Consider the following 18,700-nt stretch of genomic DNA (forward strand, 5'->3'; position numbering starts at 1 on the left):
GTAACGGTTTTATTTCGGACGGTGCAATCCTAATTTATGAGGAGAGGTTCACATCCCGTCGGGATCGACATAGCCCGCCGCGAGGGCGTAGACCACCAGTCCGGCGGCGGAGCGTATGCCGAGCTTCTCCATGATGTTGCGGCGGTGGGAGATCACGGTTGTCAGGCCGATTTCCAGCCGGTCGGCGATCTGTTTGTTGAGCAGCCCGCCGGCGATGAGCGTTAGCACCTCGACCTCGCGCTCCGTGAGCGGCTGTGCGGCCTGCGGCTGTGCGGGCAGGGTGTGCTCCGGACGGTGGACGCTGTGTTGCAGGCGCATGAGCGAGCACACGAAACGCTCCTCGTCGGCCTGCACGTCGATGCAGTGCATCCCGGCGGGGTTCTGTCCGTTGGTGAGGACGATGGTCCGGTGGCTGTGGGCGCGGAAGAAGACGTTGTGCGCCGCGAAGAGCTGCGCCGTGACGAAGTAATGGATGAACCGCCCCGGATCGGCCTTCGCGAAGGACTGAAAATCGCCGAACAGCTCCACGTCGGCGGCCGGGGCCGCTTTTTCGAGGATGGAGCGCAACCCCACGCCAACGAGGACGTTGGCCGTCAGGACGGCTATGGCGGGGCGCGGCATCATTCGTGGTGGTAGGGTTCGTTGTTGAGGATGGTGAAGGCCCGGTAGATCTGCTCGGCGAAGATGGCCCGCACGATCTGGTGGGAGAAGGTCATGCGCGAGAGCGAGAGTTTGCAGTCGGCGCGCGCGTAGACCTCGTCCGAGAAGCCGTAGGGGCCTCCTATGACCAGCACCAGGCGTTTCACGCCGCTGTTCAGACGCTTCTGGAGCCACAGGGCGAACTCCACCGAGCGGTATTCCTGGCCGCGTTCGTCGAGCAGCGCAACGAAGTCGCCGTCGGCAAGCTGGCGCAGGATGGCTTCGCCTTCGGCCGTGCGCTGCTGTCGGACGCTCATGCTTTTGGTGTTGCGCACGTCGGGCAGCGTGGTGAGGGCGAACCGGCAATAGTGGTTCACGCGCCGGGCATACAGCTCCACCAGCGCGGCGATCTCTTTCGAGTCGGTTTTTCCTATGACGATCAGCTCTATGGTCATTGTGTAGCGCCTGTGCGGCGGTCGGGCTCGGCCCGGCGCAAAGATAGCCTTTTTATTCGGTTCGGGCAAATCGGTTTCTACGGTCCGGAGCGGGCGATGCATGCTCCGGGAGGCGGTGGAGGGGCTTCGGAGGGGCGCCGTGTTATCGCCTGTCGGGCGGACGCTCTGTTTAAGCCCCCTCCCTTATGTCCGAGCCGGAGCGGTGTTGCCTGCCGGATCGGTGTCGGCTGCTGGAGCGGTGTTGCCCGCCGGGGTGCTGTCGGCCGGCGGTTGTCGGGCCCCCGTGCTTACAGGTCCGAATTCCACTCTCCGTCGGTGTCGGAGTAGATCACCGGACGGGACTTTTCGACCGACTTGAGCCATTGGTAGGCCTTGTACATATTGTAGCCGTTGCCCGAAGGACCGCCCAGCTCGTAGGCGATGACGCAGGTGAAATTGCGCGAACGGTAGTACATCGCCTTCACGCGCTCGAGGTAGTCGCCGACGAGTTGCGGATCGTTCGACGGTGTGCCTCCGACGGTGCGGTCGTCGCTCCGCTCCGGGGCGTTGATGTTCGCCCGGTCGATGACGTAGAGGCCCAGTTCGTCGCACAGGGCGTAGAACCACGCGGGCTGCGGATAGCCGGGGCAGATGGTGTTCTTGCCCTTGGCCTTCAGTGCTTTCAGCTCCGCGAGCGTTGTCTTGCGGTCGGCGGCGGCGTTGTATTCGGCCTTGACGGGTTTCGCCTCCTTGCCCAGCCGCATGATGCGCCCGTCGACGAGTTCGGTTTTGCCGAAGCCGACCTTCAGGGGCATATACTCCTTGTAGACTCCGTTGCGGCGCGTGAAGAGCATCACCTTGTAGAGGGGCGGCGTTTTGCCGCCGGCCTCCCATTTGTTCTCGTAGGTGTGGTAGATGAACGGCGAGAAGCGCACCGTGTCGGTCGAGCGGCCCGGGATGGTGATCTCGGTCATGTTGAACTCGAGCAGCTTGCCCTGCGGCGAGTAGATGTCGTAGCCGACGGTGACGGGTTCCTCGTAGTTGTAGGCGTTCTGCGCCACGATTTTGAGGTCGAGCATTCCGAAGTTGCGCCCGAGCGAGTCGGGAACCAGTCCGATCTCGAAATCGGCGATCGAGCGTTTGTTCTGGTAATAGAGGTAGCTGTTCGCAAAGGGCTTGCGGGAGACGGAGGACGGGGCGTCGAGCTGCCGGGCGGGATTGTCGCTGCGCATCAGCAGTTTGAAGTCATTGGCGCCCTCGCGGATGAAGGGGGTCAGGTCGAATTCGGCGGGTGTCAGCGGATCGCCGACCTCGGCCACCTGGCGGTCGTTGAGCCAGAGCGAATAGGCCGAACCGGGGTTTTCCACGTGCAGGTAGACCACGCCGTCGGTCCAGGCGAAGGGGATCTCGATCTCCTGTTCGAGGATGGCATGGAGAGGGCCTTCGGCGGCCATCGTCACCACGGGATTGAAAGCCTTCCAGTGGCCTCCGTCTTCGCGGTTGCGGGCCTCGGCGTCGTGGCGCGCGTCGTAGGGGACGACCTCCGTACGGTAGACGCGGCCCCCTCCGGGCGCCATCGGGACCGGATTCCTCTCCTCCATGATCTGGGCCGCCGCAGAGAGCGTGCAGGCTGCCAGTGCAGCCGTCAATAGCGTTCGTTTCATCGTTTACGGGGGTATGTAATCAGGACAAAGGTATAAAAAAGTTGGATCGGTTCAAAACGGAATCGCATGCCGGCCGCGAAAACACGCCGATGCAGCGAGGGGCCGTTGCGGCACCAAAGGTACTTTTTTTTTGACAAATCGCAAATTATCGTTAACTTTGTCAATTCGGAAAAAACGACTGGAAACACAGACAAAAACGAGATATGAAAACGCAGAGAATCGTAGAAATCCTGAAATCGGACGCTGTCGATACCGACATCGTCGTAAAAGGCTGGGTGCGCACCAAGCGCGGCAACAAGAACGTGGCGTTCATCGCCCTGAATGACGGGTCGTGCGTGGGTAACATACAGGTGGTGGTCGATCTGGCCAAAATCCCCGAGGAGCAGCTCAAACCCGTGACCACGGGCGCCTGTCTGCGTGTCGACGGCCGTCTGGTGGCCTCGCCGGGATCGGGACAGGGCGTCGAGGTGCAGGCCGAGAAGATCCAGGTTTACGGTACGGCCGACCCCGAGAGCTATCCCCTGCAGAAGAAGGGGCATTCGCTGGAGTTCCTGCGCGAAATCGCCTACCTGCGTCCGCGCACCAACACCTTCGGGGCCGTGCTCCGCATCCGCCACGCCATGGCTTACGCCATCCACGAATATTTCAACAAACACGGATTCTACTATTTCCACACCCCGATCATTACGGCTTCGGACTGCGAAGGCGCCGGGGCGATGTTCCAGGTGACGACACTCGATATGAACAACCTGCCCCGGACCGAAGAGGGGGAGGTCGACTACGCGCAGGACTTCTTCGGCAAGGCGTGCAACCTCACGGTGTCGGGCCAGCTCGAAGGCGAGCTGGGCGCACTCTCGCTGGGGCGCATCTACACCTTCGGGCCCACGTTCCGTGCCGAAAATTCGAACACCCCGCGCCATGCGTCGGAGTTCTGGATGATCGAGCCGGAAGCGGCCTTCTTCGAACTGGAGGACAATATGGAACTGGCCGAGGATTTTCTCAAATACCTCATCCGCTATGCGCTGGACAACTGCAAGGAAGACCTCGAATTCATGAACAAGATGTGGGACAAGGGGCTGCTGGAGCGCCTGCACTTTGTGCTGGAGCACGATTTCAAGCGGCTCGACTACACCGAAGGCATCGAGATCCTGAAGGCTTCGGGCCGCAAGTTCGAATTCCCCTGCGACTGGGGTTGCGACCTGCAGTCCGAGCACGAGCGCTACCTTGTGGAGGAGCACTTCAAGCGTCCGGTCATCTTGATCAACTACCCGAAGGACATCAAGGCCTTCTACATGAAGCAGAACGACGACGGCAAGACAGTGCGCGCCATGGACGTATTGTTCCCGGGAATCGGCGAGATCATCGGCGGTTCGGAGCGTGAGGCCGATTATGGCAAACTTCATGCGAGAGTCACCGAATTGGGCATGAACGAGAGGGAGCTTTGGTGGTATCTCGATACCCGCCGCTGGGGCTCGGCGCCCCATTCGGGCTTCGGACTGGGCTTCGACCGGCTGCTGCTTTTCGTGACGGGCATGACCAACATCCGTGACGTGCAGCCTTTCCCGCGGACGCCCCAGCACGCCGACTTCTGACGGAAGGCGCCCGGCGGCGGCTCCTCCCGCTCTTCCCCGACCCTCGGCGGCGGGTCATACCTTCGTATGCTCTGCCGCTGCCGGCGTCCCGAAGCCCGGGGCCAGGGCCCGGAATCTGTAAATTGAAGGCCGGAATCTGGAGATAGGTAGCAGTCCGCCCGGAACGACTTTCGGAAATCCAAACGAACCCGATAAATGACGAGACCAAATTCGGAATGCTGTAATTCTTAATTTGGACCCAATATGGCTATTAATCAGAAACAGGTACTTTCGCTTCAGCAGAAGCTTTCCCCGCAGCAGATACAGATGATCAAGCTGCTGGAGTTGCCTGCCGTGCAGCTCGAACAGCGCATCAAACAGGAGATTGAAGACAATATCGTGCTGGAAGAGGAGGAGCGTTCGGCCGAGGACGAGGAGCAGCCGCCCCAGCAGATCTCCTTCGACGAATACCTCCGCGAGGATGATACGCCGTCGTACAAGAGTCGCATCAACAACTTCTCGAAGGACGACAAGCAGCGTCCGGTCTATCTGACCGAGGGGCGGTCTTTGCAGGAATACCTCGTCGAGCAGCTGGGCTACCGCAATCTGCCGGAGCGCGACATGCGGCTGGCGGTCTATCTGATCGGCAGCATCGACGAGGACGGCTACCTGCGCCGCGATCTGGAGTCCGTGGCCGACGACATCGCCTTCACGATCGGTCTTGAAACGACGGCCGGGGAGCTGGAGCGCCTGCTCGGAATCATCCACGAACTCGAACCGGCGGGCATCGGCGCGCGCGACCTGCGCGAATGCCTGCTGTTGCAGATGGCGCAGATGTCGGTTAACACCCGTCCGCGGCGGCTGGCCCGGAAGATTCTGACGAGCTATTTCGATGAGTTCGTCAAGAAGCATTACGAGAAGCTGATGGCGCGGCTGCAGATTTCCGAGGAGGATTTCCGCGACGCGATCGCCGAGATCAGGCGCCTGTCGCCCAAGCCCGGCAACCTCTATGCCGAGGGCGGCACGGACACCACGCCTTACATCATTCCGGATTTCATCCTCGACTATCAGGACGGGCGGTTCAACCTCTCGCTGAACTCCTACAATGTCCCCGAGGTGCGCGTCAACCGCCGCTATATGGATATGATCCGCTCGATGGTGGGGTCGGACGGGCTGGTCAAGGAGAAGGACAGGGAGGCCATCCAGTTTGTGAAGAACAAGATCGACTCGGCGAAGTGGTTCATCTCGGCCATCAAGCAGCGGCACGACACGCTGATGCGCACGATGCAGACCATTCTGGACTACCAGCAGGAGTATTTCAAGGACGGGGACAAGTCGAAGCTCCTGCCGATGATCCTCAAGGACATAGCCGACCGCACGGGGCTGGACGTGTCGACCATCTCGCGCGTGGTGAACAGCAAGTATGTGCAGACGCAGTTCGGGATCATCCTCCTGAAGTCGCTCTTCTCGGAGGCCATGCAGACCGATTCGGGCGAGGAGGTGTCGAGCTACGAGATCAAGAACATCCTGCAGCAGTGTATCGACGAGGAGGACAAGCGGCACCCGCTGACCGACGAGACGCTGATGGACATTCTCAATGCGAAGGGCTACCGCATCGCCCGGCGCACCGTGGCCAAGTACCGCGAAATGCTCGGTATTCCGGTGGCGCGTCTGCGAAAGCAGATATAGCGGAAACTGCCGGCTGAACTCCGGGCATCAGGGATAATTTCCGGGATAATTCCCGTCGGGCTGCAGGCCGGGACGGGTCCGGAGTTGCCCCGCGGAGCCGGTCTGTGGGCCGGGGAGAGGCGAAGTTGCTCCCGCGAAGTTGGGCCGTGGACTGCGGCGGAGTTGCAAATGGAGCTCAGGGATCCGGTCGGAGTTGCTCCATCGGCGCAGGCTCTCGGCCGGAGTTGCCCCGCAAAGTTGGGCCGTGGACTGGGGCGGAGTTGCTCCGTCGGTGCAGGCCCTCCACCGGTCGCGGCGGAAAAACGCGTTGGCCGAGCTTGGAGAATTGGGGCGAGCTTGGAAATTTGAGGTGAGCTTGAAATTTTGGATCGTGATTGAAAAATTGGAACAAGTCTGAAATGGATTATAGAAAACTTTCGAACGGCATATCCCGGGTCCTGCATCCGTTTTTGCTGCCCGTCTACCTGATGGCGGTGTTGCTGACAATGACCGCCTTTGCGCACTATCCTTCCAATGTGAAGTTCTATTTGCTGTGGGTGGTGGTGCTCTACGCGATCGTCATTCCGCTCCTGTCGCTCGGTGTGTTGCGCTCGCTGGGTCGCATTTCGGACTACGGGATCTCGGACCGCAGGGAGCGCTTCCTGCCGCTGCTCATCGGCGCCGTCTGCTACGTGCTGTGCGCCATCACCATCGCGAAGATCCCTTCGGCGATCTTCCTGCGCAAATTCATGATTGCCGCGGCCTGCTGCGAGGTGCTGTGTCTGGTGGTATCGTTCTACTGGAAGATCAGTCTTCACCTGACGGGCATGGGGGCCGCCGTGGCGCTGCTCGTGGTGATGAACGTCGTCGGTGTGGGCAACATGCTCGTTCCCCTCATGATCGCCATCCTCGGTGCCGGGGCGCTCGCGTCGGCGCGCCTCTACCTCGGATGTCACAACGGGCGGCAGGTCCTCGCCGGATTCTGCGGCGGATTCGTCGTCTCCATCCTCGCGGTGCTCTTCCTGTAAATCGATCCGGAAAAAAGAAATCCGGCCGGAGAATGCTTCTCCGGCCGGATTTTCGTACTTGGACCCTCGGTTAGACACAACCCTGGGCGAGCATGGCGTTGGCCACCTTCATGAAGCCGCCGATGTTGGCGCCCACGACGTAGTTGATGTAGCCGTCGGGCTGGGTTCCGTAGCGCACGCAAACGGCGTGGATGTTCTGCATGATGGATTTCAACTTCGCGTCGACCTCCTCGGGCGACCAGGTGAGACGCATCGAGTTTTGTGTCATTTCAAGTCCCGAGGTGGCCACACCGCCGGCGTTGGCTGCCTTGCCCGGGGCGTAGAGCAGCTTGTGCTGCTGGAAAATCCGGATGGCGTCGGGCGTCGAGGGCATGTTGGCTCCTTCGGCGACGCACACGCAGCCGTTGTCGACCAGTGCCTGTGCCTCGTCGCCGTTCAGCTCGTTCTGCGTGGCACACGGCATGGCGATGTCACACTTCACGCCCCACGGACGTTCGCCGGCATGGTAGGTTGCCGACGGGTATTTTTCCGCATACTCCTTGATGCGGCCGCGGAAAATGTTCTTCAGCTCCATGACGTATTCCAGTTTCTCGGGGCTGATGCCTTCGGGGTCGTGGATGTAGCCCGACGAATCGGAGAGCGTCACCACCTTGGCACCCAGTTCGGTCGCCTTCTGGCAGGCGTACTGGGCGACATTGCCCGAGCCGGAGATGCAGACGGTCTTCCCCCGGAACGAGTCGTTGCGTGTGGCGAGCATCTCCTGTGCGAAGTAGCAGGTTCCGTAGCCCGTGGCCTCGGGGCGCAGCGGGCTGCCGCCCCAGTCGCGGCCCTTGCCGGTGAGCGTGCCGGTGAATTCGTCGCGCAGACGCTTGTACTGGCCGAACAGGAAGCCGATTTCACGGCCGCCGACGCCGATGTCGCCCGCCGGAACGTCGGTGTCCTGTCCGATGTGGCGCTGCAGTTCGGTCATGAACGACTGGCAGAATTTCATCACCTCGTTGTCCGACTTGCCCTTCGGATTGAAGTCCGAACCACCCTTGCCGCCGCCCATCGGGAGTGTCGTGAGGCTGTTCTTGAAGGTCTGCTCGAAAGCCAGGAACTTGAGGATCGAGAGGTTTACCGAGGGGTGGAAGCGGATACCGCCCTTGTAGGGGCCTATGGCGCTGTTCATCTGGATGCGGTAGCCGCGGTTGATTTCGATTTCGCCTTTGTCGTTGAGCCACGGCACGCGGAAGATGATCACGCGCTCGGGTTCGGCAATGCGTTCCAACACCTTCATCTTCTGCAGGATCGGGCTGGTCACGATGTGCGGGGCCAGCGATTCGGCCACCTCGCGGACGGCCTGGTGAAATTCCGGCTCTCCGGGATTGCGTGCAATCAGCCGGGCCATGAAGTCTTCGACGTACTGTTGGGCTTGTTCGTTCATAAGCGATTCGATTTTGAGGGATTTGTGTTTGTTTCTGCCCCTAAAATTAGAACATTTATTGGAGTTTTACAACTTATTTAAGAATTTCATAAAATATTTTATTTACCGCCTCCTCTTGTCTGCCCCCTCGTTGCAAGGCGGTTGGCCTTTGGAACGGCACATTCCGGCACCGCGTTTTTCGATTTCTTCCGGCTTTTTTCGGCTTTTTTCGGCCTTTTTCAGACCTTTCCCCGGCCCTTTTCTGGCCCTTTTCCGCCAAAAAGCCCGCCTCGTTTCGAAAAGGCGGGCCGATGCAGGCGCTCTTCTGCAGAGACAGCAACTCCCGCCGCCGGGCAGGGGTTGGGAGACCCGGCATGACGGGAGTTGCTGTCTTGCGCGCGATTTATAGCGTGTCGAGTTCGCGCAGCCATGTCGCCGCCGAGGCGTCGGAGGGCATGCGCCAGTCGCCGCGGGGCGAGAGGGTTACCGAGCCGACTTTCGGACCGTCGGGCATGGCCGAACGTTTGAACTGCTGGGTGAAGAACCGACGGACGAAGACCGTGAGCCACCGGAGGATAGTGGCGCGGTCGTAACTCCCCTCGAAGGCCTGTTCGGCCAGCAGCAGGATTTTTGCCGGACCGTAACCCGCGCGGAGGAAGTTGTAGAGGAAGAAGTCGTGGAGTTCGTAGGGCCCCACGAGGTCCTCGGTCTTCTGTGCAATCCGGCCCTCGGCGTCGGCCGGGAGCAGCTCGGGGCTGACGGGCGTGTCGACGATGTCGAGCAGCGTGGCGCGCGTGGCGGCGTCGTGCTCCGTGGTGGCGGCCCACTTCACCAGGTGGCGCACCAGTGTCTTGGGGACCGAGGCGTTGACGCCGTACATCGACATCTGGTCGCCGTTGTAGGTCGCCCAGCCCAGCGCCAGTTCCGACAGGTCGCCCGTGCCGATGACCAGTCCGCCCTCCATGTTGGCCACGTCCATCAGGATTTGCGTGCGTTCGCGTGCCTGGGCGTTTTCGTAGGCTGCGCCCCGGCTGTCGGGGTCAAGGCCTATATCCTTGAAATGCTGCGTGCAGGCATCGCGGATCGGGATTTCGCGGATCGTCACTCCCAGGCCGCGCATCAGCTCCAGCGCATTGTTGTAGGTGCGGTCGGTGGTCCCGAATCCGGGCATGGTGATGCCGATGATGCCCGCGCGGTCGAGGTGGAGGAAATCGAAGGTCCGGGCCGTCACGAGCAGGGCGAGCGTCGAGTCCAGTCCGCCCGAAATGCCGACTACGGCCTTCTCGGAGCGGGTGTGGATCATCCGCTGAGCCAGTCCGTGTGCCTGTATCCGGAAAATCTCCTCGCAGCGTTTGTCGCGGAGCGTCTCGTCCCTGGGGACGAACGGCGTCGGGTCGATGTCGCGGTCGAGCACCACGCCGCGAAGCCCCTCGGGGATCTCCATTTCGATCACGGTGTTCTCCGTGAGCCCTTCGTGCGGACGGAACGAGGTGTTGCGGCGGCGATCGAACGCCAGCTGCTCGATGTCCACATCGGCGACGACGAGCTGTTCGTCGGGCGAGAAGCGCGCAGCCTCGCGCAGCACCGTGCCGTTTTCGGCGATGAAGGCGTTGCCGGCGAACACGAGGTCGGTGCTCGATTCGCCGAATCCCGCCGAGCAGTAGACATAGGCCGCAATTGCGCGCCCCGACTGCTGGGCCACCAACTGCCGCAGGTAGGCGTGTTTGCCGACCGATTCGGGCGATGCCGAGAGGTTGAAGATCACCTTCGCGCCGTTGAGCGCCAGTTGCGACGAGGGCGGAACGGCGGTCCAGAGATCCTCGCAGATCTCGATGCCGAACTCCGCGCCGTTGACTTCGAACGTGAGGTCGGCGCCGAAATCGGCCTGCTGCCCCGCGACGGGGATCTGTTCGTCGGAAATCCCGGCACCCGATGCGAACCAGCGGTTTTCGTTGAACTCTCCGTAGTCAGGAATATAGGTCTTGGGAACCACGCCCAGCACACGCCCCTGGGTGAAGACTACGGCGCAGTTGTAGAGCGTCGATCCGTGGCGCAGGGGAGCGCCGGCGATCAGCGTGAGGGGGAGTTTGCGCGTGGTGCGCACCAGACGTTCCAGCGCCGTGTCGGCCGCGTCGAGCAGTGCCTGCTGCAACAGGAGGTCGCCGCAGGTGTAGGCCGTGACGCTCAGCTCGGGGAACACCATGATTTCGACGCCCCGCCGGGCGGCCTCCTCGGCCATGGCCGCCATCCGTTCGGTGTTGTAGTCGCAGTCGGCGACCCGCACATGGGGAATGGCCGCCGCTACCTTGAGAAAACCGTAATTATCCATAAGAGATCCGTTGTTAAATCACAGCTTGTCCGCTGTTGGAGTTCTCCGCCGCCGAAAGTTCTGCTGTCGGAGTTTTCCGCCGCTGAAAGCACTTCCGCCGAATGTTCTCCGCTGTTGGAGTTTTCCGCACCGAAGGCTCCGCTGCCGGAGTTTCCCTCCGCCGAATGTTCTCCGCCGCCGAAAGTCCTGCCGTCGGAGTTCTCCGCCGTGGCCTACTGCCGATCGGGTCCGTCTCCAAACCTCCGCCCGGGGCGGGGCTTGGCGCAACGCAACCGGATCAGTCCGGATTGCAGACGGTCAAGCCGCAATGGGTTATCGTTATCGGGCCCAGAGAGTCGCCAGATTCAGGATCACCTGCTGGGCCTTGCGCATCGTCGTAAGCGAGCAGTATTCGAACTTGCCGTGGAAATTCATGCCGCCGGTGAAGAGGTTGGGACACGGCAGCCCCATGAACGAGAGGCGTGCGCCGTCCGTGCCGCCCCGGATGGGTCTCACGAGGGGTTTCACACCGGCCATCTCCATGGCTTCCAGTGCCTTGTCGATCACCTGCGGATGCGGTTCGACCATCTTGCGCATGTTGTAATATTGGTCCTTGAGCGTGAGTGTCAGCACCCCGTCGCCGTATTTCTTTTTCAGCAGGTCGACTGCGGCCCATATGAAGACCTTTTTCTGTTCGAACTTCTCGGCGTCGTGGTCGCGGATGATGTAGCTGACCGAAGCCTTCTCGACCGTGCCGTTCACGCCGACGCAGTGGTAGAACCCTTCGTAGCCCTTGGTGAACTGCGGACGCTCGGCCGCGGGCAGCATCGTTTGCAGCTCGCACGCCACGTCGATGGCATTGATCATCTTGTTCTTGGCATAGCCCGGGTGGACGTTGCGGCCCTGGATCTCGATCCTGGCACTCGCGGCGTTGAAGTTTTCATACTCCAGTTCGCCCTCCATGCCGCCGTCGACCGTGTAGGCGAAATCGGCGCCGAAGGCCTTCACGTCGAAGAAGTCCACGCCGCGGCCCACCTCCTCGTCGGGGGTGAAGCCGATGCGGATCTTGCCGTGTTTCACCTCGGGGTGGGTCAGCAGGTATTCCGCAGCGGTCATGATCTCCGCGACACCCGCCTTGTCGTCGGCGCCCAGCAGCGTCGTGCCGTCGGTGTGGATGAGCGTGTGGCCCTTGAAAAAGGCCAGTTCGGGGAAGTCCGCCACCCTCATCGTGAGCTGGCCGTTCAGGGCGATGTCGCCACCGTCGTACTCCTCGATCACGCGGGGTTTCACCTCCTTGCCGCTCATGTCGGGCGAGGTGTCCACGTGGGCGATGAACCCGATGACGGGGGCATTCTCACACCCTTTCGAGGCGGGGATCGTGCCCATCACATAGCCGTATTGGTCCATCGTGACCTCGGTCATGCCGAGGGCCTCCATCTCGTCGCGCAGGGCCGCCAGAAGGACCTTCTGCTTCTCGGTCGAGGGGAATGTCGTGCTCTCCTCCGACGACTGGGTGTCGTAGGAGACATATTTCAGAAAACGATCTTTGATATCCATAAGAACTCTATGTTTTGTCGATTGTTCTGTTGACTATTTTTTGGGTCTGAGTTTTGTTTTCACGGTATTTCACCGTGTTTGTCGCTTTGCCCATCCCATTAAGTCTCTCCCGAAGGAGGGATTTATGGCATTAGAGATTTACTGCATGATTTTTATGACAGGAATAGTTTTATTCGTTCCTTGATTTGTTTGATACTGAAATACCCCGACATGCAGTGCTTGCATGCTTTGGGGGACATTTATTATTTCATCGTCATAATAATATTTGTCTTCATCAATAAGTAAGACAGTGGGACCTGTTTCGATTATTAATGCCTCGCTTTTTGGTTCATAACAATGAGCTAAAGCCATGTTATTCTTGATTACCTGAAAAACTTCAAACTGAGAGAATTTCAATGTATCGGCAGGCTGGTCGAATATGGTGATACCCGGATATGTTTCTATCGGAGTCTTGTTATTTTGCAGGTTGTTTTTTGCAAATAAAAGAGTTGTCAAAAGTGCCAGAGCAATGCCGGTTAGGACTCCTGCAAAATAGAGTAAAATCTTATTTTTCATTGCAATACTTTTTTGAGATTGACAGTTACTCCTCCTTTTTTGCCTGCATCGTGTGCCAGCCCATGTAGCCGATCAGGGCGAGGTACATCACAAGTCCCGTCCATTCGGCGGCATTCGACGAGGCCCAGCCCGAGAGAAACCAGTCGACGCCGACGAATTTCAGAATGGCGCTCACCACACCCATCAGCGCACCGCCGGCGATGAAGCCCGAGGCGATCAGCGTGCCGCGGTCGAAGCGGGCCTTGTTCAGCGCTTCGTCCTTCGAGCGGTTCGAAACGAACCATGCCACCAGTCCGCCCACTACCAGCGGGGCGTTCAGCTCCATGGGGATGAACATGCCCAGCGCGAAGGCCAGGGCCGGAACCCCGATTGCGGTCAGCACCAGAGCCAGCGCCGCGCCGCAGAAGTAGAGCATCCACGGGGTCTGGCCGCCGGTCATCAGCGGCTGAATCACCGCTGCCATGGCATTGGCCTGCGGAGCCACCAGCGCCCCTTCGCCCACAAATCCGTAGGACTTGTTGAGGATGATCATCACCCCGGCTACGGTTGCCGCAGCAACGAACGTGCCGAGGAATTTCCAGGTCTCCTGCTTCCGGGGTGTCGTGCCCAGCCAGTAGCCGATCTTGAGGTCGGTGATGAAACCTCCGGCCATCGACAGGGCCGTGCAGACCACGCCGCCGATCACCAGTGCGGCGGTCATGCCCGTCGTGCCGCTCAGCCCGACGCTCACCAGCACCAGCGACGAGAGGATCAGCGTCATCAGCGTCATGCCCGAGACGGGGTTGGTGCCCACGATGGCGATGGCGTTGGCCGCCACGGTCGTGAAGAGGAACGCGATGACGAAGACGATCAGAATGGCCGTGACGGACTGTACCCAGCCGTCGAGCAGCCCGAAGTGGAAGAAGACGAAGATCGAAACGAGCGAGGCGATCAGGATGGTGAGGATGCGCTTCATCGAGATGTCGCGCTGGGTGCGTTCGGGGGCAGCGGCGGCGCTTTTTCCGCTTCCGAACTCCGAGACGGCGAGCCCTGCGGCCTGGCGGATGATCTTCGACTGGCGGATGATGCCGATGATGCCCGCCATGGCGATGCCGCCGATGCCGATCGGCTTGCCGATGAAGGCGAAGAGGTTTTCGGCGGTGAAGATCGACTGCGGGTCGGCGAGGATGTCGGCGCGCGTGACGCCCAGCAGGGCGATCATCGCGGCGGGGTCGACCGCCTCGGCCAGCGAGCCGACCACCGGGACGATCACGAACCAGACGAGGCACGAGCCTGCGGTGATGATCATGGCATATTTCAGGCCGATGATGTAGCCCAGACCCAGCACGGCGGCCGAGGTGTTCAGTCCGAAGACCACCTTGAACTTGTCGGCTGCGACGGCGCCCCATTCGCAGATGCGCGTCGATACCGACTCAGTCCACAGTCCGAACGTGCCGACGACGAAGTCGTACAATCCGCCCGCGAGACCCGCCACGGCCAGCAGTTTGGCCTGTGATCCGCCCTTCTCGCCCGAGACGAGGACCTCGGTGGTTGCCGTGGCCTCGGGGAAGGGATATTTGCCGTGCATCTCCTTGACGAAGTATTTGCGGAAGGGGATCAGCAGGACGATGCCCAGCAGACCGCCGAACAGCGACGAGAGGAACACCTGCCAGAAGGCGGCATCGAGCCCCAGGATGTAGAGCGCCGGGAGGGTGAAGATGGCTCCGGCGACGATCACGCCCGACGAGGCGCCGATCGACTGGATGATGACGTTCTGACCCAGCATGTTCTTCTTGCCCAGCACCGAGCCCATGCCCACGGCGATGATGGCGATGGGGATGGCCGCTTCGAAGACCTGCCCGACCTTGAGGCCGAGGAAGGCTGCGGCGGCCGAGAAGAGGATGGCCATCAGGACTCCCATCGTGACCGAATAGGGCGTCACCTCCTTCGGGTTGGACGCAGGCGGCATCACGGGCGTGTATGTTTCGCCCGGCTTGAGTTCGCGGTAGGCGTTCTCGGGCAGTGAGGTCTGGATTTTGTTCGGTTCCATGTATGCGCGTTTTTTTGAGATTGATTACCGGTTGTCGCCGCTGCCTGTCAGATGGTTGCGCTGCATGCGCGAGCGGAGTTTGTCGACATTCATCTGCGCCACGTCGTCCAGTTCGTAGCCCAGGTCGTGTGCGAGGGTGGCGCAGTACCACATCACGTCGCCGATCTCCTTGACGATTTCGAGTTTCTTTTCCGGGGTGAACTCCTCGTGGGCGTCGCGGATCACTTTCTTGACCTTGTCGGCCACTTCGCCCGCCTCGCCCGTGAGGCCGAGCGTGGGGTAGATGATGCGGCGGTCTTCGGGGTAGATTGCCGTTTCGAGGGCGTGCTGCTGGTATTCGTTGAGTGTCATGGTTTGGGGTTTATGCGTTAAGTCGGACAAAAATAACGATTTTTTCGAAAGATTGGACGGGAAGCCCCTGCAACCTGCCTGTAAATCGGGGGGTCTCGCTGCTCGAGGGGGGCCGGCCGGGGTCAGAGCTCCTCCAGCACCTGCTCCAGCCCCATGCCGCGTGATCCTTTGATCAGCACGAGGGCCTGCTCGACGGGGGATCGCCTCAGGCGCGAGATCAGCTCGTCGCGCGTGGGGCAGAGCGTGACGTTGGCGGGCTTTTCCGCAAGCCCGGCGCAGGCTCTGGCAAATTCCGCCCCGACGAGCAGCACCTCCGCCTCGGGGTCCCGTGCGGCCATTGCGATGACCGCGGCGTGTTCGCGTTCGGACCAGTCGCCCAGTTCGAGCATGTCGCCCAGGATCAGCATCCGGCGCCGGTGTCCTTCGAGCGGCTCGGCGAGGAAATTCCCGACCGAAGCCCGCATGCTCGACGGATTGGCGTTGTAGCAGTCGGCAACGAGCGTGTTGCGGGGTGTTGCGATGCGCTGCGAGCGGTTGTTGTCGGGGATATAGCCGGCAATGGCGCGGCGGATGTCCTCGTCGGGGATGGCGAAAAAGCGTCCCACGGCGACGGCAGCCGCGATGTTGAACCGGTTGTAGCTGCCTTCCAGATGGTGCTCGAAGCCGTCGGCCAGCGATGCGGCGTAATATTCGGCTGCCAGCGGGGTGCGTTCGGCGGCCATCTCCGTCAGGATTTTGTCGTCGGACGGGACGAAGGCCCGGCCTGCGTTCGCTGCCAGGAAGTCGAAGAGTTCGCCCTTGCCGCGGCGAACCCCCTCCGGACCTCCGAAGCCTTCGAGGTGTGCCAGGCCGATGTTGGTCAGCATGCCGTAGTTCGGCTCGGCGATCGATGCCAGCAGGGACAGTTCGCCGCAGGCGCTCGCGCCCATCTCCACCACGCCGAACTCCGTGTCGCGGGTCATGGCGAGCAGCGTCAGCGGCACGCCAATGTGGTTGTTGAGGTTGCCGCGGGTGGCATAGACCGCGAAACGCTCGGCCAGCACGCGGCTGACAAACTCTTTCGTGGTGGTTTTGCCGTTGCTGCCCGAGATGGCGAGGATCGGGATGCCGAGCGCCCTGCGGTGGCGGCGGGCCAGCTCCTGCAAGGCTTTCAGCGTGTCGTCGACGAGCAGGACACGCTGCCGCCCGCAGGCCGCGGTGACCTTCGGATCGTCGGCAACGGCGCAGGCTGCGCCTTTATCGAGGGCTTCGGCGACGAAACGGTTGCCGTCGAAGGTGTCGCCCCGCAGGGCGAAGAAGATGGAGCCCGGCTCGATCCGGCGCGTGTCGGTCGAGATGCGGGGATGTTGGTTGAAAAGTTCGTATAGTTCGCCCATGGGAAGATTTTGGCACGTTTGGTTTTTGAACTTGGCGGCTCGCATGTGCCGGGCCCCTCCCCCGGCGGAGGGGTGGGGTGTAGCCGTGCAGAGACGGCGGAATGCCCGAGGTGCGAGCGTCGGGATGTGCGGCGACGGACGCTGCGGACCCCGGCGCGTTGCGGGATGATTGCGGCAGCCGTCGCCGACCTCGGATCAGATGTGTTTGTCGCCGTTGTGGAACTTGACTTCGTCGATGAATTTCTTGATGCTCTGCTCCTCGGAGCGGGGGCAGACCAGCAGCACGTCGTCCGTGTCGACGACGATGTACTCCTTCAGTCCGCTGATCACGGCGATCTTGTCCTTCGGGAGCGAAACGATCGAGCTGCGCGTGTCGTAGAGGTAGCAGCCCTCTTTGGGCGCGGCGTTGGCGTAGCGGTCCTTGCGCGAATGCTGGTAGACCGATCCCCACGTCCCGACGTCGCTCCAGCCGAATTCGCCGCAGCGGACGTAGACATTGTCGGCCTTCTCCATGATGCCGTAGTCGATCGAGATGGCGCGGCACTCCGAAAAGGCGATCTCCACGGCGTTGCGCTCGGCATTGGTTCCGATGGCGCGCATCATGCCGCTGAACAGCGCGTGGTGCTCGGGGAGGTATTTTTCGAAGGCTGCGACGATCGAGCGCACCTTCCAGATGAAGATGCCCGAATTCCAGTAGAATTCGCCGGATTGCAGGAACACCTGCGCCAGTTCGATGTCGGGCTTCTCGGTGAAGCACTTGACCTTGCTGATGAGCTTGTCGTCCGAGACCTGGATGTAGCCGTAGCCCGTGTCGGGGCGTGTGGGTTTGATGCCCACGGTCATCAGCGCGTCGTGCTCCGAGGCGAAGGTCGCGCATTCGGCGATGATCGTCCGGAAATCGTCTTCGTTGAGGATCAGGTGATCGGCCGGGGTGACGATCATCTCGGCGTCGGGGTTGCTTTTCAGCAGCGTGTAGGCTGCATAGGCCACGCAGGGGGCCGTGTTGCGGCCCACGGGTTCGCAGAGGATCTGTTTTTCGCCGATCTCCGGGATGTGCTCGAGGATCAGGTCCTTGTATTTATCGTTGGTCACCACGAGAAAATTCTCCGCGGGAATCATTTTTGCGAAGCGTTCGTAGGTGTGGCGGATGAAGGATTTTCCCGTCCCGAGGATGTCGAGGAACTGCTTGGGCTTCGACTGCCGGCTCTTGGGCCAGAAGCGCGTCCCGATGCCGCCCGCCATGATAACACAATATTTATTGCTTGACATGAGTTATTATATGGAGTTAACTGCTACAAAGATAAAAATATTTTAGTAACTTTGCCGCCTATTGGAAAATTAAATTTTCGCCCCGGCAATGAAAATCAAACTCTTCACGATACCCAACCTGCTGACCCTGTCGAATCTGTCCTGTGGTTCGGTAGCGGTGGTTTCGGCTCTGGTTTGGGGCGACCTGAAGCTGGCCTTCGGCCTGATGATTCTGGCCGCCGTGTTCGACTTTTTCGACGGTTTCGCAGCGCGTCTGCTCAACCAGAGTTCGCCCATCGGGCTGCAGCTCGATTCGCTGGCCGACGACATCTCCTTCGGACTGGCCCCGGCGGCGATCCTGTATTCGCTCTATCAGCAGATGCCCGGCATCTGGTTGCCCGAGGGCTATCCGGGGCTGGTTGTTTTCGCCTTTACGGCCTGCGCCGCGCTGCGGCTGGCGAAATTCAATATCGACGACACGCAGCGCACGGAGTTCTGCGGGCTGCCCAGCCCGGCGGCGGCGATGCTCTGCGGGTCGCTGGGGCTGCTGTCCGAGACCGGAGGACTGGAACTTCCGCGCGAGGCGATTGTGGCCATCGCCGTGGTCGTAGGGCTGCTGATGATTTCGAACGTGAGGATGTTCGCCCTCAAATTCCACGGCTTCGGCTGGCAGGGAAACGAACTGCGCTACGGATTCATCCTCGCGGCCGTCGCTACGGCTCTCCTCCTGCGCGTTTATGCCGTGCCGGCGATCATCGTGCTCTACATCCTCGTCTCGCTCGTGCGGGGGATTGCCTGCCGGGCAAAGGGCTGTGGGAAAGTAGAATAGTTGGTATTTAAAATTTTTTAATTATATTTGCCGCGGAT

The 18,700-nt window shown here is 61.0% G+C and carries 15 protein-coding genes; 4 read left to right on the forward strand and 11 right to left on the reverse strand.

The features are described 5' to 3' along the window. Positions 1–48: 48 nt before the first annotated feature. The 3 genes from QZ460_RS00480 to QZ460_RS00490 form a co-directional block, all read right to left on the reverse strand. Positions 49–624, reverse strand: coding sequence for a helix-turn-helix transcriptional regulator (locus QZ460_RS00480; protein ID WP_290539619.1), 576 nt, complete (start codon positions 622–624; stop codon positions 49–51). Continuing rightward, a complete protein-coding gene (gene rlmH, locus QZ460_RS00485; protein WP_290539620.1) occupies positions 621–1,094 on the reverse strand; it encodes a 23S rRNA (pseudouridine(1915)-N(3))-methyltransferase RlmH in 474 nt (157 codons plus the stop codon). Before rlmH ends, QZ460_RS00480 begins: the two co-directional genes overlap by 4 nt. 287 nt (positions 1,095–1,381) lie before the next feature. Then, entirely contained in the window at positions 1,382–2,737 is a 1,356-nt protein-coding gene (locus tag QZ460_RS00490; RefSeq protein ID WP_290539621.1) for a glycoside hydrolase family 2 TIM barrel-domain containing protein, read from the reverse strand. A gap of 203 nt (positions 2,738–2,940) precedes the next feature. Between QZ460_RS00490 and asnS the strand changes: the two genes are divergently transcribed. From asnS to QZ460_RS00505, 3 genes are all read left to right on the forward strand, one after another. Beyond that, entirely contained in the window at positions 2,941–4,329 is a 1,389-nt protein-coding gene (asnS, locus tag QZ460_RS00495) for an asparagine--tRNA ligase (RefSeq protein WP_290539622.1), read from the forward strand. A 243-nt stretch (positions 4,330–4,572) separates the two neighbouring features. Next, complete coding sequence (gene rpoN, locus QZ460_RS00500; RefSeq protein ID WP_290539623.1) at positions 4,573–5,997, forward strand: RNA polymerase factor sigma-54; 1,425 nt, start codon at positions 4,573–4,575, stop codon at positions 5,995–5,997. A gap of 398 nt (positions 5,998–6,395) precedes the next feature. Beyond that, positions 6,396–7,004 carry a hypothetical protein gene (locus QZ460_RS00505; RefSeq protein WP_290539624.1) on the forward strand — a complete coding sequence of 203 codons (609 nt, stop codon included), beginning with the start codon at positions 6,396–6,398 and terminating at the stop codon, positions 7,002–7,004. Positions 7,005–7,074: 70 nt separating this feature from the next. Here the strand turns inward: QZ460_RS00505 and gdhA are convergent, their stop codons facing one another. The 8 genes from gdhA to QZ460_RS00545 form a co-directional block, all read right to left on the reverse strand. After that, a complete protein-coding gene (gdhA, locus tag QZ460_RS00510) occupies positions 7,075–8,430 on the reverse strand; it encodes an NADP-specific glutamate dehydrogenase (RefSeq protein ID WP_290539625.1) in 1,356 nt (451 codons plus the stop codon). 382 nt (positions 8,431–8,812) lie between these two features. After that, positions 8,813–10,738, reverse strand: coding sequence for an NAD(+) synthase (locus QZ460_RS00515; protein WP_290539626.1), 1,926 nt, complete (start codon positions 10,736–10,738; stop codon positions 8,813–8,815). 318 nt (positions 10,739–11,056) lie between these two features. Then, complete coding sequence (pepT, locus tag QZ460_RS00520; protein ID WP_290539627.1) at positions 11,057–12,274, reverse strand: peptidase T; 1,218 nt, start codon at positions 12,272–12,274, stop codon at positions 11,057–11,059. 138 nt (positions 12,275–12,412) lie between these two features. Then, positions 12,413–12,829 carry a hypothetical protein gene (locus QZ460_RS00525; RefSeq protein WP_290539628.1) on the reverse strand — a complete coding sequence of 139 codons (417 nt, stop codon included), beginning with the start codon at positions 12,827–12,829 and terminating at the stop codon, positions 12,413–12,415. Between the two features lie 25 nt (positions 12,830–12,854). Further along, positions 12,855–14,858, reverse strand: a complete 2,004-nt coding sequence (locus QZ460_RS00530; protein WP_290539629.1) for an OPT family oligopeptide transporter — start codon at positions 14,856–14,858, stop codon at positions 12,855–12,857. A 24-nt stretch (positions 14,859–14,882) separates the two neighbouring features. Beyond that, positions 14,883–15,209 (reverse strand): nucleoside triphosphate pyrophosphohydrolase family protein, encoded by a 327-nt coding sequence (locus tag QZ460_RS00535; RefSeq protein ID WP_290539630.1) that lies wholly within the window; start codon positions 15,207–15,209, stop codon positions 14,883–14,885. A 122-nt stretch (positions 15,210–15,331) separates the two neighbouring features. Beyond that, a complete protein-coding gene (murF, locus tag QZ460_RS00540) occupies positions 15,332–16,585 on the reverse strand; it encodes a UDP-N-acetylmuramoyl-tripeptide--D-alanyl-D-alanine ligase (protein ID WP_290539631.1) in 1,254 nt (417 codons plus the stop codon). 195 nt (positions 16,586–16,780) lie between these two features. Beyond that, entirely contained in the window at positions 16,781–17,854 is a 1,074-nt protein-coding gene (locus tag QZ460_RS00545; RefSeq protein WP_290539632.1) for a mannose-1-phosphate guanylyltransferase, read from the reverse strand. Positions 17,855–17,942: 88 nt separating this feature from the next. Here QZ460_RS00545 and pssA point away from each other — a divergent pair, with 88 nt between their 5' ends. Further along, the gene (pssA, locus tag QZ460_RS00550; RefSeq protein ID WP_290539633.1) at positions 17,943–18,662 is read left to right on the forward strand and encodes a CDP-diacylglycerol--serine O-phosphatidyltransferase; all 720 of its coding nucleotides are present in this window, start codon (positions 17,943–17,945) and stop codon (positions 18,660–18,662) included. Positions 18,663–18,700 lie beyond the last annotated feature (38 nt).

Source organism: Alistipes sp., assembly GCF_020026455.1.
In the GTDB taxonomy this organism is placed as follows: domain Bacteria; phylum Bacteroidota; class Bacteroidia; order Bacteroidales; family Rikenellaceae; genus Alistipes.

Bases quoted from the DNA above. Each gene is read 5' to 3' on its own strand.
- QZ460_RS00480 (WP_290539619.1), bottom strand. From the start codon at position 624: ATGATGCCGCGCCCCGCCATAGCCGTCCTGACGGCCAACGTCCTCGTT.
- rlmH (WP_290539620.1), bottom strand. From the start codon at position 1,094: ATGACCATAGAGCTGATCGTCATAGGAAAAACCGACTCGAAAGAGATC.
- QZ460_RS00490 (WP_290539621.1), bottom strand. From the start codon at position 2,737: ATGAAACGAACGCTATTGACGGCTGCACTGGCAGCCTGCACGCTCTCT.
- asnS (WP_290539622.1), top strand. From the start codon at position 2,941: ATGAAAACGCAGAGAATCGTAGAAATCCTGAAATCGGACGCTGTCGAT.
- rpoN (WP_290539623.1), top strand. From the start codon at position 4,573: ATGGCTATTAATCAGAAACAGGTACTTTCGCTTCAGCAGAAGCTTTCC.
- QZ460_RS00505 (WP_290539624.1), top strand. From the start codon at position 6,396: ATGGATTATAGAAAACTTTCGAACGGCATATCCCGGGTCCTGCATCCG.
- gdhA (WP_290539625.1), bottom strand. From the start codon at position 8,430: ATGAACGAACAAGCCCAACAGTACGTCGAAGACTTCATGGCCCGGCTG.
- QZ460_RS00515 (WP_290539626.1), bottom strand. From the start codon at position 10,738: ATGGATAATTACGGTTTTCTCAAGGTAGCGGCGGCCATTCCCCATGTG.
- pepT (WP_290539627.1), bottom strand. From the start codon at position 12,274: ATGGATATCAAAGATCGTTTTCTGAAATATGTCTCCTACGACACCCAG.
- QZ460_RS00525 (WP_290539628.1), bottom strand. From the start codon at position 12,829: ATGAAAAATAAGATTTTACTCTATTTTGCAGGAGTCCTAACCGGCATT.
- QZ460_RS00530 (WP_290539629.1), bottom strand. From the start codon at position 14,858: ATGGAACCGAACAAAATCCAGACCTCACTGCCCGAGAACGCCTACCGC.
- QZ460_RS00535 (WP_290539630.1), bottom strand. From the start codon at position 15,209: ATGACACTCAACGAATACCAGCAGCACGCCCTCGAAACGGCAATCTAC.
- murF (WP_290539631.1), bottom strand. From the start codon at position 16,585: ATGGGCGAACTATACGAACTTTTCAACCAACATCCCCGCATCTCGACC.
- QZ460_RS00545 (WP_290539632.1), bottom strand. From the start codon at position 17,854: ATGTCAAGCAATAAATATTGTGTTATCATGGCGGGCGGCATCGGGACG.
- pssA (WP_290539633.1), top strand. From the start codon at position 17,943: ATGAAAATCAAACTCTTCACGATACCCAACCTGCTGACCCTGTCGAAT.